Source organism: Psychrobacter sp. H29, assembly GCF_059073055.1.
In genome coordinates, this window is the sequence record NZ_JCACRY010000001.1 from 2,926,642 (window position 1) to 2,942,381 (window position 15,740).

Below are 15,740 nucleotides of genomic sequence, written 5' to 3' on the forward strand. Positions count from 1 at the left end.
ATCCCCTAATGAATGGAGCAATAGCCGGTGCAAATCTTGCTATTGCGCAGCTGCCACGTTAGGATATCTTAAGATTTTAGTCAGCCACGCACCTATTAATTGGTTTATTAGCTATTATATAGTGCGTTTTTATGACACTGCTTTTACAACATCGTACTAGGAATTTTTATGCGTATTGAGAATCGTGAACTTGACCAACTTCGCTCTATCAGCTTTGAGCGCCACTATACTAAGCATGCTGAAGGGTCCGTACTGGTCAGTTTTGGCGATACCAAAGTACTCTGTACGGCTAGTGTCGAATCTGGCGTGCCGCGCTGGCTCAAGGGTAAAGGCAAAGGCTGGATTACCGCTGAATACGGCATGCTGCCACGTGCAACCAATACCCGTAATCAGCGAGAAGCGGCTCGTGGTAAGCAGTCAGGTCGTACCCAAGAGATTCAGCGTTTGATCGGTCGTAGCTTACGTGCCATGATTGATTTGAGTAAGCTTGGTGAAAACACCATTTATCTTGATTGTGATGTATTACAGGCAGATGGTGGTACTCGTACAGCCAGTATCACTGGTGCGGCAATTGCACTGATTGATGCGTTAGAAACCATCCAGAAGAGCAAAAAACTCAAAGCAGATCCACTCATCGGATTGGTCGCTGCGGTCTCTGTCGGTATGAAAGATGGCGAAGCTTATCTAGATTTGAACTACGAAGAAGACTCTAGTTGTGACACTGATTTGAACGTGGTTATGACTCAAAAAGGCGAGTTTATTGAGCTGCAAGGAACTGCTGAAGAAAAGCCGTTCACTCGTGCACAAGCAGACGCTATGCTATCAATGGCAGAAAAAGGCATCGCTGAATTGATTAAGATGCAACAGACAGCGCTTGGCTGGTAGTCCAGTTATCATATAGTACGTTGTCTTTATCTTTGGTTTCAATAACTGCCTGTTAGCTTCTGATAGGCAGTTTTTTATTAAAAAATATCTCCTGTATCTATTAATAGGTAAAAATGCATGCTTAAGCTGACTGACGATGGCGCCAAAATCACCTTACACGGTCAGCCAAGTACTGCTGACAATGGTATGTTCTGGTTTGGGTCTGCGCTACTGATAGGTGCGGTCGCGGTGGCTATGGCAATGATTCTACTGTCTGAACGATTGGCGATTGGTGCGCTGGCACTACTTATCATCGGTAGCTTTGTGTTTAACAAAAAACGCCAGCAGCATAAGAAAGCCATGAGCGGTGTGATCAGCAGTGGTACATTGTGGGTGCGAGCTGGTGAGTTGGTTCATGACAATCTAGGCAAGCGTGAGCATATCCATCTCACTGACAATGACAAAATCATGATAAATGGTGACACCCTACAGATTGTTGATGATAGTGACGTCCGTAAATACCATATTGCAGGTTTTGAAAGTATTCAAGAAGTAAAAGCAACGAAAGCTATATTAGAAGGGCAGGCGCTGACCAAACGTCACGTAAATATCAAAATGAAAAGTAACTGATATGATCGCTCACTCTCATACGGTGCGAAATCATAGCTATTATCCTCGTATCATCTAAACTCCTAACCCAAGTGTCATTTTAAATCTCACTCTGCGCACCTTCCCAATAGTGCCATCCATCATTATATCTGTACCGTCTATCGCCCATACAAAGCGAATAGTGCTTGCAGACGCCTGTCTAAATGGTTTATAAGTAAGCGTATAAACATTAATCCTACTATTACTTATACTGTCATTGATACTTTTTTGACCAGGAGTTAGTCATGTCGCGTTTGCCTATACCGTCAGTCGCAGCGTCGTGCAGTTTGTTGTTATTTACCTATAGTATCACCGGACAGGCCCATGCAGATAGTATGAGCACACTTATCGCTCAAAAGTCAGTTCAGTCTGATACCCATACACGATATACATCATCCTATCCAGTAGTCCCTGCTGTCAAAGTAAGTACACACTCTACCATTCAACGTGCAAGCTTACCTCGACGCTCTACCGAAGTATTGCCTACATACAACAATAACTATTCTATGAGCCCGACATATCAGTACCCTGGAATGCAGCGTCAGGCACCTCAAGTATTGCCCGCGTTTTTATCAGGGAATTATGACAACGTCGATAGCGAGTATTTGCCGCTACTAAGTAGTGCTGAAACGCAAAGTAGTATGGCTGCGCGTGAGGTGGTGAGTACGGCCCGCAAAATGGCGCTCAACGAGCGGACGATTATCAAAGGGGGCTGCTGGGACTATCTGAATGCGGTGTTTAATCGGGCAGGGGTGACCCGCAACACTATCCATAAAGGCACGTATGCGCAAGGCCCTTATGCCAGCAGCAGTGACATTGAGGCGGGTGACTGGCTCTACTACATCAATCATGGCTACAATGGTGTCGAGCACAGCGGGCTTTTCGTTGGCTGGGTCGATGAGCGGGCGAAGCAAGCATTGATACTCAGCTACGCTGGCGAAAACCGCCGTGAGCCTGCGCGCTACCGTGTTTATGACTTGAGCAATGTGTATCAGATCATGCGTCCTAGTGTCTAAGAACAACGTTTAAGCTCAGTATTTAAGAGCAATGTATGAACTCGGGTTTTAGTAGCAAAGCTGAAAAAAGTAGTAAAGAAGAAGAACACCATGAGCACTATTTAGTATTTTTAGTTTGTTATAGTGGATTAACAAAAAAGCGTCCTTCACTCTAAATAGTGAAGGACGCTTTTTTATCATAGCTCATCAGTCGTGTTTGTCGCGACTAACAAGCATGTTTTGACAGGTGTTTAGAACGGTTTTACCACGACCAAAATCACGATAATCACTAAGGCAAAAACAGGCACTTCATTGAACCAACGCCAGAATTTATGCGTTTTATAATGTGGATTATTGATCAGCTTCTTACGATAAAAACCGCAAGCGCCATGATAGCCTGACAGCAGCACTACTAATAGCAATTTGACGTGTAACCAGCCCTGGGTTTTGTAGACATCCCAGCCTAGTCCTAACATCCATAGACCAAAAACCCATGTCGCTATCATCGATGGGGTCATGATACCGCGATATAGCTTGCGCTCCATAATAGAAAAACGCTCTTGGCTAATGGTGTCATCACTCATTGCATGATAAACAAACAGGCGCGGCAAGTAGAAGATCGCCGCAAACCAGCAAACCATCGAAATAATATGAGCCGCTTTGATCCAGTTAAAATAATCTGCCATTACTTAATCTCTTGTTATTAGCCATGTGATACTAGGGCGTGTTCCTAATTCAAACTTTTATCACTAAGTGGTCTAAAAATGGTTAAATCTTTGACAAACGGCGTCAAATAGCTGGTCAATATCTCGATATTGTCTGTACCATTTTCCTTGTTTGCCTGCGATTTATCTTATTTCTATCTCCATTTTTAAAATAGGGAAACGCCCTAGGCTTATTTTCATATACTGTCTGTTAGGGCTAACTGTTGATACGTCAAATGCAGATTATGGATGCAGGTTACTGATGCATGTTGTTAATGCATAGCAACTGCACATGGCCACATTAATCTGCCAATACCACTTGGGTTTGATGACCGTTCATTGCATCCATTACAGGCAATACTCTAGGTGCTCTTGGGGCGGCAAACTGCTTGGTTAGACCAAGCTCACGCATGAGCCTGTCGTCGCCTGATTGACTTGCGTTTCCGGTCGTCAGTAACTTGTCGCCATAAAAGAAAGAGTTGGCACCTGCCATAAAGGCTAAGGCTTGCTCAGAGTCTGATAGACTCTCACGACCAGCAGACAAACGCACGTAACTGGTTGGACAGCAAATACGCGCCACAGCAATGGTACGAATCCACTCAAGTACCGACAATTGGCCCTCCGCCAACACTTTATCACCAATTGGTGTCCCAGCAATAGGAACCAACAAGTTCACAGGGATAGATTCAGGGGCTTTTGGCATCTTGAGTAGCTCGTGAACCCAATCAATACGGTCATCACGGCTCTCACCCATTCCAACGATGTTGCCACTACAGACATTTATGCCAGAGTTGCGCACGTTTTCTATCGTATCCAAGCGCTCGTCATAGCTGCGTGTGCTGACTACTTGCTCATAATAGCTACGCGAAGTATCTAAGTTATGATTGTAATAGTCCAGTCCTGCATCGGCGAGCTGTGTTGCTTGATTGGTATCGAGCATACCTAGCGTCATACAGGTCTCAAGCCCCAATGCTTTGACTTCCTTAACGAGCTCTACCACATAAGGCATATCTTTGGCGCTTGGATGCTTCCAAGCCGCACCCATACAGAAACGTGAAGAGCCAGTTGCTTTAGCGCGTTTTGCTGCAGCGATGACCTTGTCTACTTCTATGCGTTTTTCTGCTTGTAGCTTGGTCGTGTCGCGGTGGTGACCTGATTGCGAGCAATAACCACAATCTTCAGGACAGTTACCCGTCTTAATAGACAGTAACGTACTGATTTGTACTTCATTGGCTTTAAAGTGCTCTCTATGAATGGTTTGCGCTTGTAGCAGCAAATCCATTAATGGAAGATCGAACAACTGAGCGATATCGTCACGACTATATATGGTCGAAGTACTATCATTGATTAGGCTATCATCGATTGGGCTATCGGCGTTTGGTTCAGAGATGCTAAGCAATCCTGCCATAAGGTAAGTCCTTTTATAAATATGAGGTGGCATTAGGTAAAATCAATATTGTTATCTGTTGTCATTTATAAGGTAACAAAAAAGGTTGCAGTATAGTATACCGCAACCTTTTTGGAAAATCAGAATCCTGCTAGAGAGTAGGGATAAATGTCACAGTAGCGCATATAAGTAGTAAGGGTTTGTACTTTACTCAATGCCATAGCAGACATCTAGCCAATCACTATTATCTAATACATGACCCGTTTTATATCCGATCTCTGACTTATTTGACCTGACTCACGACTATTTATTTACCCAATTTATGCTTAGCAACCCCAACCCAGTGCCCAGCAAGCTGCTGTGCTTTATAAGCATAAGGCTTGGCTTTTTGGAGATATGGTTTGCACTCTTCTGGTACGGCTGGCACGATATGTTTAGCCAGCTTATTGAACCACATCATTAGGCTATAGTCGCCTTCAATGCTCAGATTACCTTCTTGAACAGCTGTCATAAATGCAGGTAAGCTGCCTTTGGTTAGTAGCTTTACACCAGTCATAGAGTCTTTGAAAGTGATAGTAAGATCTGCGTCTTTTGCATGACCACTTTGTTGACTAAACTGTCCGTTATCAAAGCTAAAAGAACGAGCGATATCAGATTCGGTACTGGCAAACTCAATGGTGACGTTGCGATCAGCAAACAATGCTTTGACATCTTCGTTGTCGCTATCAGCTAGCATAGATAGACGGTAGCCAACGACTGCCAGCAATGCATCTAATAGGTCAGATTTGATATCTAATACAGGAATAGTAAACATAGTGGAACTCCTAAAGGATGGGGCATAAAAATAAAACGTACTTTATACCAGTTTTTATGATAAATATATAATTAGATTATAAACTATCAGATGCTTTGAACTCTTTAGGAGTTAAGTAGAGTGCGTTAAGTATCTTGTAACATTCGATGTCAGTATTATGAATGAGACAGCGGCATATATAAGACAGGATTAGTGAAAGCGTGGATGGTAATCATCATCGTAAACAGGTGTATGCTCAACATAACGTGCCGCTTCCAGCTCGCGCTGCTGACTCACTGACTGGCTCAGATCGTCATAACGCAAAGCTCGATACAACACCCAACCTACCAAAGGCAACCAGCTGATACCCATGGCAATGACATAGCTGTGCCATTCCGACAGTGCAGATAACATCGAGCGACCTGCCAAGATATTCTGGATAACCTCAACGCTCAGCCAATAAGCCATCCCGCCAAACAGATACCATAAAAGCCAACGCTGTGATGATAAGGCGAGTGCCACAATCATCCCTACCAGCAAGCCATAGCCCAGCCAAGCTGTGCTACTCCATGCCTCTACACCAATAAAAGAAAAAACCGTCATTACCATCATTCATCTCGCTATTCATAAGGTGAACTCCAATGAAGCTATTATGAAAGGTTGTCGGACAAAGCTAAAGAGGGTATAGGCGACTTTGCGACAACCGTTGACGTTTGATTTTTTTGGTTTGTTTTTAAGATATTTGATGGCTAGGTTTTAGGCTAAGCGCCGTGAGGATTGGCGCTTATTTTGAGTGATACGGAAATGGTTTTGTTTGCTTGGAAGGTCATCTGTTAGCTGGTAAGTTCGCTAATATGATTGTCAGTTTTAGAATTGACAGTCTGCTAAGTACTTAGACTCTATTGGTACGATTGCCCCACCACGATAGTAAGGACACCAAAATAGCGCCGATCAGCATAAGACCAATTGTGGTGACCCAGTGTGGACCAGTAGGATATTGCCATGGCATGACGTTATTGATTGCCTCGCTGTTAAGCGCACCCGAAACATCTACTTTCCACGGCCAGACTTTTACTAGAGAGCCTGCGATAAACCCTGTCAGCAGTGCCAATGTTGCTTGATAGTAGCGGGACAATAACCACTTTAATGCGCGAGTAAATAACAACAATCCAGTCGCCATACCTGCGACGACAGTTAGGATGACGCTTAGATTCATCGTGTCGACTGCTTCTAGTACCGCATCATAAGCGCCTAGTAGTAGCAAAATAAAAGACCCTGATATACCTGGCAGGATCATGGCACAAATAGCGATTGCCCCCGCAAAAAATAAATAGGGCAGACTGGGTGTAGCTGCGAGTAGTGGCAGGCTACTAACGCCCACAGCAGTGATTAATCCAATAGTAAACAATGCCACACGGCCTATGTTCCAGTGCTTGATTTCACTCAATAAGATAAATACGGTCGCGACAACCAGCCCAAAAAAGAACGACCAAATGAGGAGCGGTTGGTTGTCCAGTAGATGCTTGATGATACCAGCTAGCGTAGCAAAACTTGTGACAATACCAAGTAGTAAGCACAACAAAAATGTCGCATCAACATGGCGCCAAACCGCAGCGAATCCTTTAATGCCGCCTTCTTGGCGAAATATCTGCCACAAATTGGGACCAATGCTACCAAGTGCATTAATCAAGCGCTCATAGATACCGGCAATCAGTGCAATGGTGCCACCAGAAACACCAGGTACGATATCAGCGGCTCCCATAGCCATTCCTTTGAGATAAACCCCCAAAAGCTGTTTTGGGTTGTCGTTGCGTACAGCATCAGTGCTAGTATCAAGTGGCTGCGCTGCTGACGGCTGGTTTTGCCGCGGAGATTGTGGTGCCGTCATGAACAGTCCTTTATTTTTTGGAAGTGAGTATGGTTTGAGAGTAAGTGTCATCTAAGCATGAATGACTAATAAGCAATGAAAAGTATAAGTGGTGGGTACTACTAAGATATTAAACCATCTAAGTAAAACCATCTCATAAGGCATGCACTAACGCATAAAAGCTGGATCAATGAAAAAAACATCAATCCAGCTTAGCAGAGGCTCTAGAATGTTTAGTGATTACTCAGTAGGCGCAAGCGCTGGATAGCCGAGTGCATAAAGCGTACCCTCAAGCCCAGTTACATTAATAGCGGCATCTGCACGTGCTTGCACGATTGACTTAGCATGGTAGGCAACCCCTAGATCAGCAAGCGCCATCATCGGGAGGTCATTGGCACCATCTCCGATACAGACCACTTGTGACATCTTGATGCCCAAGCGCTCAGCAGTATGCTCGACGATAGCGGCTTTTTTGGCACCATTAACAATAGGAAACTGCACATGACCAGTCACTTCATTGTCTTCGATGTCCAAGGCATTAGCATGGACTTCATCGATACCTAGCTGCTCAGCGATATAGCGAGCAAAATAAGTGAAACCACCTGAGACCAGCACTGTATGATAGCCCAATGCTTTTAGCGCACTAATAGTAGTGCGTGCACCAACTGACAATGTTAAGCGGCTACAAATATCATCAAGTACATCAGTAGAGGTGCCTTTTAGCAGCGCCACGCGCTGAGCAAATGACTCATCAAAATCAATCTCACCGCGCATAGCAGCTTCAGTGATGGCTTCGACTTCTTCACCAATACCAGCCGTTTTTGCCAGTTCTACGATGACTTCTTGTTCAATCAAAGTCGAATCCATGTCAAAGCAAGCAAGTTTATGGGTGCGCAGCATATGACCGACAGACAAAATATGACAATCGACAACATTTAGGTCGACAGCACTGTCTGCACTAGCAGTGTTGTATTGTTCAGACAAATCATGACGCAGGCGAGTGGTCAGCTGATCATCGATGATGTGGGCGGCGGCAGTCTTTTTGCCGGGATGCATTAGAGTGTCAGTCACGGGTACTAGCAAATAGCGGTACACTTGAGCATTGGTAAAAGGGAGGCGCTGTTCATCTGCCGCCGTCGGCTCCGTATCAGATACTGTGATATTGACAAAACTGGCATCCGTATCTTCTGCGACAGTCACCAAATGCCAGCTTGGCTGTTCATCTACCCAAGACTGAATGTATTGATGAATATCGATTGCTGACACTTGAGTCGGTAGCACGACGATAAGTGCAAAAACAGGTAGCGATTGTAGCGCATCAAAATCTTGCAGATTGGTATCATCAGGCAATAATGTCGCAATAGAATCGACGGCTTGCTGCCATGCTTTGCTGTCTTTTGGTAACGAATAAGAGGTATTTTTTGGCATGGCTCATTTGTCCCTTGTATGCTCATATAAGATTGGGAATAATAACAGTTTTCCTGAGCAGCGCCTATAGATGACGCGCAAAGTAACAATGATGTTTAAAAACAGAAATGATGCTCAAAAACAGATCTTATGGTGTAAGACGCGATAAAAATAGCATTGCTATTATTATGATAAATTTATAAAGCGACTCACGCTATAAGGTTTGTTATGGTGATATAGTAGACAAGATAAACTGAGCAATAGGTAGTAACGCTAAGCTAAAGACATCAGAACCTATGTGCTGATAAACCTCAGTGAAGTTGCATCAGTATGCCCGCATCAACATTTTCTAAAAAATAGCCAAAAAATGAGCAATAGCCTCGTTTTTTAATTTCTTTTCTCCAAAAAAGTTTACCATATCATGACGTATTTAGCGCCGCGGCAAGGGTTGTTTGCCATTATTCTTCTGGTTAGTTTTTGTTTGCAGACGCTGTTGTTGGTCATCAGTACCGACCAACAGCTGAGCAAAAGTCGTGCGTTAAAAGGCGAGCAGATGGTCGCCCAGCTGATTGATGAAGCAAGGTTGTCTTTAGAAAACAAAGACCGAGTCAGTCTTAGCGTTATTGCTAATCGCTATACCAGCGAGCAAGATGTGACACGGATACTTATCAAAGACAACACCGACGAGATCCTAGTGCCAGTAGGTAACGCGCCGATGCAACAAGGGGATACGATTCGCCAAATCGCAACCAACGGTGACGCGGTGATTGGTAGCGTCGCACTGACCCTAAAAGATGTCAGTAAGGGCGAAATCATTACCATGCAATGGCCGTTCGTGATCGGCACAATGCTACTGCATTTATTGTTATGGTTAATTTATGGTTATCTTGCACGCCCTACCAAGGAGCAAATCAGCGCACTAAGTCGCAGTATTCAAGAGCTGTACCGCGAGCAATATAATCAGGTCGACCAGCGAGGCTACAATCGTGATCTTGAGCGCCGCACAGACACTAATAGTAAAGCATCTAGCGCCGCTCCCGAACAAGCGCTGACCGAAGACACAACGAACACACGTACGTTCAATGTACATAACGAAGTCAACGAGTACCTCAGAACGCAGCAAAACCAAGGCGTCAATGACGACGCGAGCGACCTGACCGCCACGACTGAGGATAGTGTCGTTGACACAGCAGGGATGAGCGACGCTCAGCTCAGCAGTCAAACAGGTAAGCTGTCTGCGACACGAAACGTTGATAGCGTACGAGTCCAAATCGTCTTTCATGATGAGTTCAATATGCTGGAGCGTTTAGCACCAGCTCAGCGCCTACCTTATCTGGCGCTGTGTACGCAACTGCTCAATCAGGCAGTGACCGAGCTACTCAAACAGCCACTATTGCTTGGCGTCAGTGCGACCAATGAGGCACGTTTCGAGGACGATGGCGCAAGCGTGGTATTAAAGGCGGACAATAGCCATGCAAAAGTGGCGCTGGCTGGTGTGATGCTCGCCAAATTGTACTTGATGCTTAACAAAATTATTCATGATAAGCACATTGAGCTGTCACGTTTTGCCTTACCAGCAAAAGCAGGTGTCAGCGATGAGGCGCAAGCAGAAGCAATGACGCATCTGCTACAGAGTATCGGCAAAAAAGAGCAGCTGTTGATACTATTACCTAATGCAGGTCTCAAACAGATAAGCAATCATGTACAAGTACATAGCATCATGCGCCCAACGACTGTTTATGAGCGAGAATGTGCAATATTCGATGGTGGTAATGACTCACTGATTCAGCGATTGGCAGACGTTCGTAATGCGGTGCTGATGATTGAAGACGATGATGAGTCTTCTATTTAAAGGCATTATTTATATTACAATTGTCCGCTATATTACCTATATCACGGTCTTGGCACTGAGGCCGAAATGTGACATATTAAGAAAAAGCATTGACAACATTCAACAGAGACTTTATAAGGCATATATATATTGATGTATATTCAACACCCTTGCCTAAAAATGATAGGAGTTTGTCATGAGTGACGCTGATATTGACGACGATTTTGATGATGATTTTGTCGACGATGATGATGCAAAGATGGTCGAAGAAGCTGAGACGAGCGTACGTACGCGCTTAAGTAGTCTTGAGAAGCGTCGATTGATCGATAATTTGCTAGAAGAAAAGCGTTTGGCTAAAGAATTAAAAGACGATCTAGATGATATAGATAATTTCGATGAAGACGGCGATGACTGGGACGATGATGACTTTTAATTTGTAGGCTTTGATCGTCTAAGCTGACTAAAGTGCTTTAATGATCGACCGTCACATTACTATTCAATTGTTGATATAGAGTACTCGCTGTTTGTTGTTATTTACAGTTACTCGCAGTCGTTTCTATCTGATGATACGTACTTCATAAAGGCTGCTTGGTTTTAGTGATTCAAGCAGCCTTTGTTTTCAAACCATCTACCATCTTGCATACAACGGATCAATCGCTGCGGTTGATGACACCTATCTTTCAAGGACTACCAAACCATGAGTAACCAACTAAGTTTTGATGAATTACTAGATTATTTGGATAACCAAGAGAGCCAGTTCGTGCTCGATAGTGTGGCGGCGCATGGCTTTTTGACAGCGACTGTCATCGGTCGTCCACTGCCTAACTGGATGGACGCGCTTTTTGAAGGGCATGTGAGTGAGATTCCAGACAATGTCATCGATGGCATCAAACGCTGGCGTGACTCGATCATGGCTGAGCTAAAAAACGAGACGCCAATTGAGTTACCATTTGGTGAAGATGCTGGTGACGAAGAGGTAGCAGTTGATTTTTCAGATGAGTCGGATATCGTGGCTTGGTCGATTGGCTTTGTCGATGCGATGTATGGCGATGAGGCGAGCGATTGGTTCGAAGATGAAGAGACAGCGGAAGACGTTGCTGTACTGACCTTGCCAATGATCGTACTAAGCGGCATCGATGATGAAGATCCAGAGCTGTCTGAAATGCGTAAAGATGAAGATAAGATGGTACAAATGGCCAATAGCATCGAGGGTAATTTGACCGAGCTGTTCTTATTGTTCCATACCAATGACTAGTCGTTACTCTGGGAGGCTGTGCTACTGTGTGGTACTACTAGCGGCATATAGCGGCATATAGCGGCACGCACTAGCATAATAGCATAGTCTCTTTACTTATATTAAAGCTGCCCCATGTGGTTTTGGTCATTTTCTTAGATACGTTATAAGTCACTGATAAGGTCTTGTTATGGCTGTGCAACTCTCCAACCTCGAACACCTGCCCAATTATCAAATCACCGAGCGCCTAGATGTGGTATACGGCAGCACAGTACGTTCAAAGCACGTCGGTAAAGACTTGTTTGCTGGGCTAAAAAACATCGTCGGTGGTGAGCTGACGGCTTATACCGAGCTGTTAGAAGAGTCACGTCAAGAGGCGATAGATCGTATGATAGTCAAGGCAGAAGCGCTGGGTGCTGATGCAATTGTAGGACTACGTTTTTCAACTTCTAGTATCGCACAGGGTGCCTCAGAGCTGTTTGTCTATGGTACGGCTGTCAAAGCGGTACCGCAGCAACAATTCCAAAACCCGCCAAGTGATAGCCACCATCACTCAGCTCAACATACGAATCCTCAAACCCCAACCGCGCCCGATGATTTACCGCGTTTCAATCCCTTTGGTTAATTTTGTTTGATTAATTCATTTTGGTTAATTATATAATGCTAAAAGCTGTAGTGCTTTTTATGATGAGAGACGTGCCATGAATGACTCACTGATGCAAGTGCTTATCAATTATGGGCCGTTTGTCTTTCTCTTCGCTGCTGGTTGGTTTTTTGGCTCGCGTCACGAGCGTCAGCATTTGGCGCAGCTAAGAGTAGCAGAGCAAGCATTAGGTGATATTACCGTCTCAAGTGAACGCTTTTATCGTCCCCTGCTGGCGACTGGTAGTGAGGGTGAGCTGGTACTGGGTAGTGTCGTCATCGCGCAAGACTATTTTAAAATGATTATCGCCCGTGTACTGAGTGTCTTTGGCAAAAACCTAACCACCTACGAGACATTATTAGATCGCGCGCGCCGTGAGGCGATCGTCCGTATGCGCACCCAAGCAAAAGCCAAAGGCTACACACATATCTATGGTTTGCGCTTAGAAGTGACTAATGTCAACCAATTGGGCAGTATGGTAGAAGCCATAGCCTATGGTACAGCGGTAATCAGTACTGACCATACATCTGCTACACCTCACGTGATACCCGTCTAAATCGTTTTTACCTCAGTCTCAGACATATAAACTGATAGTTGACTGACGAGTAGTCAAAAAGATCAAATACATACACTTTTACAACGATATACTGAATTTTGCCGTTCCGTTATTATTTCGGTTCGTATGGACTAAAAATCGTTATTGCCAAAAATTAGTACTACAAGAATCAGTACTACAAGTACTCGTACTATAAAAACCAATACCGTAAAAAACCAGTACCACAAAGAATTAATACCGTAAAAGATGAGTATCATCAAAAAATTGTCGTTCTAAGCACACAGTTGTGTGAATCAAGATTATATAAAGAGCTGACAACATCGATGGCTGTTACCCCAGATATCAGCAGGATTGGCTGATTGAGCATCACAACGTTGTCATAAACTTGCCCGTGTAAGGGCTCTATCTACAAGGATGTAGTTATGGAAGGTGTGGAGTTAGTCACGTTTGTAAATTCAAAAGTTATTCCTATCAGTATTTTTTTGATTATGATGGGAATGGGACTGTCCCTAGTTACCAATGACTTTAAACGAGTCGTCAAGTACCCCAAGGCCGTCGGTATAGGTCTCACCAATCAGCTTATATTTTTACCACTGGTTGGTTTTGCTTTAGCGGCGTCTATGTCATTAGAGCCTGAGTATGCGGTTGGGGTTATGTTGCTGGTACTGTGTCCTGGTGGCACCACATCAAACCTGTTCACTTATCTTGCCAAAGGCGATGTCGCACTGTCGGTTACAATGACCGCTATTGCCAGCGTCATTACTGTATTTACCATTCCTATCGTACTTAGCTTTTCGCTCGTCTACTTCATGGGAGCGGGCAGCGAGTTTCAACTGCCAGTCGCCAAGACCATGATTAGCCTGATTGCACTGACTATCTTGCCGGTTAGTATCGGGATGCTGATCAAAAACTATAAGCCTAACTTTGCTGATAGAGCACAGGTTATGGTATCCCGTTTTGGGGTGATCTTTTTGAGCTTCTTGGTGCTTTTCTTGAGCTATGTGCAACGAGACATCATCGTAGAGGCCCTAATTGCTACTGGTCCTGTGTCGCTCATATTAAACGTATCAACGATGGCACTTGGGTATTATACGAGTAAATGGTTTGGTCTCAATCCTGAACAGAGAAGATCAATCACCATGGAAGTCGGTCTACAAAACAGTACGCTATCGATGTTTATGGCATTGACGCTGCTCGCTAATTATAAGATGTCGTTGACGCCAGCTATCTACACACTAATTATGTTCTTGACCGCTGGTATCATGGTTAGAGTATTCACAGCTCAGCACAATAAAGCCAAGAAAACCGAGATAGAAAACAGCGTATTGGCAGCGCGTAGAATGTAAGGTGTTTAAGATAACCGTAATAATGTATGATTGCGCCAGTTGAGACAGTACTTGGCAAAAAAGTAGCAATGTATGGCGCAACAAAAAAAGCCCGCAACACGCTTCGTATAAGGAAGTGCGTTGCGGGCTTTTGTGTGTAGTACCTTTTTTCATCTCAAATCTAAAATCTTCGTCTGTCCATTTTTGCTCTTGCCTCGGCAGTTTGCTCTTTGACCTTTTCGATTTCAAATAAGAACGTACGGTTTTTGAGTACGGCAACGAATACCACGCCGCCCACCGTATTGCCCGCTAGTACCACGACTAAAAATACTAAATAGTGCCAAAGGCTGACGGTATTGCCATATAGCAGTGCTGAAAATACCTCGATGTTGCCCACGATACTATGGTGCAATCCCAAGAACCCAATACTACCAGTGATGAGGGTGACCAAGACGATACGGCTCAGAGTGTCACGGGCAGAAGTCACTAGCCATGCGGCGACGCCCATCATCCAGCCTGCCAGCACTGCACTGCCAAAGATAACCCACCACTCAAACCCCAAAATATGCTCGGCATAGGCGTCAATAGCATGATCTGTAAACAAGTGCATGTGTAGCCCCAGACCGATCATAAGGGCTGCAAATATACAACCGCCCACGATATTACCAGCGATAACGATGCCCCACAGCCTGAGCAATTTATGCAGTGGTTCGATTTTATTGAGCACAGGCAGACTGAGTAGAGATGTCTGCTCAGTAAATAATAACGACTGACCGATCACTACGATAATAAAGCCAATCGGATAGAGCAGGGACGACAGTACCATCGCATAGCGACTTGGCAATACGTCATTCATTAGTGCAAACGCGGATAAAATCACAAAAAAACTGATACCAATCTCTAGCCCAGCGGTAAAGGCACTGGTAAATAACGAACCAAGTGAGCGCTGAAAGGTTTCTTTGGCATGGATGACTTGCTCTACCAAAATACTGGCGTAGCTTTTTGCTTGGCTCAGATTGTCATCACTGGCGACTTTCTTGATGGTCTCTTTGTCTTCGTCGCTGATTTCTTCTGGCAAATCATCATTGTCCAGTTCTTCGGTGGCTTTTATGTGGTCATCTGAGTGATGACTGTCCACATCAGAGCTGTCTTCTACGGTGTGGCTATCTTCTACAGCGTGGCTGTGCTGTAGGGTATGACTGTGCTCCATACTGTTATTTTCGTGATTGCCATTCAGCGCATCGTCATCTGAATTTACGTGACTTGTGGTACTCGTGCGCAGAGGCTCATTGTTTGGCAAGTTGCTCTGAGTGTTAGGGGGTTGCTCGGTATCTTGGGACACGGTCAGCTCACTGTTGGTTATATAGTGTTTTAGTACGTTTCAGGCTTGGTACTTTTAATTTTTAGTATGCTCAAATACAGCTATCATCCATATTTTATCGTATGAGGATAAGATATTCTGTTGCGCATTTGGCTGACTGGGGTT

The 15,740-nt window shown here is 44.4% G+C and carries 16 protein-coding genes; 9 read left to right on the plus strand and 7 right to left on the minus strand.

Annotated elements, in window-relative coordinates; genetic code table 11:
- Positions 1 to 168: 168 nt before the first annotated feature.
- The 3 genes from rph (at position 169) to AC5JP1_RS11970 (ending at position 2,528) form a co-directional block, all read left to right on the plus strand.
- Entirely contained in the window at positions 169 to 885 is a 717-nt protein-coding gene (gene rph, locus AC5JP1_RS11960) for a ribonuclease PH (RefSeq protein ID WP_319050963.1), read from the plus strand.
- 117 nt (positions 886 to 1,002) lie between these two features.
- The gene (locus tag AC5JP1_RS11965) at positions 1,003 to 1,494 is read left to right on the plus strand and encodes a hypothetical protein (RefSeq protein WP_493844264.1); all 492 of its coding nucleotides are present in this window, start codon (positions 1,003 to 1,005) and stop codon (positions 1,492 to 1,494) included.
- 263 nt (positions 1,495 to 1,757) lie between these two features.
- On the plus strand, positions 1,758 to 2,528 hold the full coding sequence (locus AC5JP1_RS11970) for a hypothetical protein (protein WP_493844265.1): 771 nt from the start codon (positions 1,758 to 1,760) through the stop codon (positions 2,526 to 2,528).
- A 230-nt stretch (positions 2,529 to 2,758) separates the two neighbouring features.
- Here the strand turns inward: AC5JP1_RS11970 and hemJ are convergent, their stop codons facing one another.
- From hemJ to serB, 6 genes are all read right to left on the minus strand, one after another.
- Entirely contained in the window at positions 2,759 to 3,193 is a 435-nt protein-coding gene (gene hemJ, locus AC5JP1_RS11975) for a protoporphyrinogen oxidase HemJ (RefSeq protein ID WP_493844266.1), read from the minus strand.
- A gap of 319 nt (positions 3,194 to 3,512) precedes the next feature.
- Positions 3,513 to 4,619, minus strand: coding sequence for a biotin synthase BioB (gene bioB, locus AC5JP1_RS11980; RefSeq protein WP_493844267.1), 1,107 nt, complete (start codon positions 4,617 to 4,619; stop codon positions 3,513 to 3,515).
- A 286-nt stretch (positions 4,620 to 4,905) separates the two neighbouring features.
- The gene (locus AC5JP1_RS11985) at positions 4,906 to 5,412 is read right to left on the minus strand and encodes an SCP2 sterol-binding domain-containing protein (protein ID WP_493844268.1); all 507 of its coding nucleotides are present in this window, start codon (positions 5,410 to 5,412) and stop codon (positions 4,906 to 4,908) included.
- Positions 5,413 to 5,601: 189 nt separating this feature from the next.
- The gene (aciT, locus tag AC5JP1_RS11990; protein WP_493844269.1) at positions 5,602 to 5,994 is read right to left on the minus strand and encodes an AciT family ciprofloxacin tolerance protein; all 393 of its coding nucleotides are present in this window, start codon (positions 5,992 to 5,994) and stop codon (positions 5,602 to 5,604) included.
- Between the two features lie 289 nt (positions 5,995 to 6,283).
- Complete coding sequence (locus AC5JP1_RS11995; protein ID WP_493844270.1) at positions 6,284 to 7,279, minus strand: DUF368 domain-containing protein; 996 nt, start codon at positions 7,277 to 7,279, stop codon at positions 6,284 to 6,286.
- 219 nt (positions 7,280 to 7,498) lie between these two features.
- Complete coding sequence (gene serB / locus AC5JP1_RS12000) at positions 7,499 to 8,686, minus strand: phosphoserine phosphatase SerB (RefSeq protein WP_493844271.1); 1,188 nt, start codon at positions 8,684 to 8,686, stop codon at positions 7,499 to 7,501.
- Between the two features lie 400 nt (positions 8,687 to 9,086).
- Between serB and AC5JP1_RS12005 the strand changes: the two genes are divergently transcribed.
- The 6 genes from AC5JP1_RS12005 (at position 9,087) to AC5JP1_RS12030 (ending at position 14,275) form a co-directional block, all read left to right on the plus strand.
- A complete protein-coding gene (locus AC5JP1_RS12005) occupies positions 9,087 to 10,517 on the plus strand; it encodes a hypothetical protein (RefSeq protein WP_493844272.1) in 1,431 nt (476 codons plus the stop codon).
- Between the two features lie 175 nt (positions 10,518 to 10,692).
- Positions 10,693 to 10,929 carry a PA3496 family putative envelope integrity protein gene (locus AC5JP1_RS12010; protein WP_057761656.1) on the plus strand — a complete coding sequence of 79 codons (237 nt, stop codon included), beginning with the start codon at positions 10,693 to 10,695 and terminating at the stop codon, positions 10,927 to 10,929.
- Positions 10,930 to 11,193: 264 nt separating this feature from the next.
- Positions 11,194 to 11,751, plus strand: a complete 558-nt coding sequence (locus AC5JP1_RS12015) for a YecA/YgfB family protein (protein WP_319050953.1) — start codon at positions 11,194 to 11,196, stop codon at positions 11,749 to 11,751.
- Positions 11,752 to 11,920: 169 nt separating this feature from the next.
- Entirely contained in the window at positions 11,921 to 12,355 is a 435-nt protein-coding gene (locus tag AC5JP1_RS12020) for a YbjQ family protein (RefSeq protein ID WP_493844273.1), read from the plus strand.
- A gap of 76 nt (positions 12,356 to 12,431) precedes the next feature.
- Positions 12,432 to 12,929 carry a YbjQ family protein gene (locus tag AC5JP1_RS12025; RefSeq protein WP_443525608.1) on the plus strand — a complete coding sequence of 166 codons (498 nt, stop codon included), beginning with the start codon at positions 12,432 to 12,434 and terminating at the stop codon, positions 12,927 to 12,929.
- 422 nt (positions 12,930 to 13,351) lie between these two features.
- A complete protein-coding gene (locus tag AC5JP1_RS12030; protein ID WP_319050950.1) occupies positions 13,352 to 14,275 on the plus strand; it encodes a bile acid:sodium symporter family protein in 924 nt (307 codons plus the stop codon).
- 160 nt (positions 14,276 to 14,435) lie between these two features.
- Here the strand turns inward: AC5JP1_RS12030 and AC5JP1_RS12035 are convergent, their stop codons facing one another.
- A complete protein-coding gene (locus tag AC5JP1_RS12035) occupies positions 14,436 to 15,596 on the minus strand; it encodes a formate/nitrite transporter family protein (protein WP_493844274.1) in 1,161 nt (386 codons plus the stop codon).
- Positions 15,597 to 15,740: the final 144 nt, after the last annotated feature.